Here is a 232-nt window from a genome sequence, read left to right on the forward strand (position 1 = left end):
TCCATTTTTCAACAATCCACCTATTCAACCCAACCAAAACCTGATCCAGAATTATCATACCCAAATCTTCAATAAACTCATCCACATCAACCTCAAGCCTGTATTTTACCCCTTCAACCACGTCTTGCCTCTCATGAACAAACACCCCCAACCCTACATCCTCAACACCTCCTCTCTACCTGCCATTCGTCCCCTGCCCAACCACATTGCCTATCCACCGACTAAACATCCC

At 46.1% G+C, this 232-nt stretch carries 1 protein-coding gene; it reads left to right on the plus strand.

The window, feature by feature from the left end; genetic code table 11:
- Positions 1-22 precede the first annotated feature (22 nt).
- Positions 23-232 (plus strand): SDR family NAD(P)-dependent oxidoreductase (locus FS628_RS33410; RefSeq protein ID WP_369008929.1); only part of this gene is annotated, 210 nt, incomplete at its 3' end.

Origin of the sequence: Paenibacillus xylanexedens (genome assembly GCF_007676705.1) — a bacterium.
GTDB classification, from domain to species: Bacteria; Bacillota; Bacilli; order Paenibacillales; family Paenibacillaceae; genus Paenibacillus; species Paenibacillus xylanexedens_C.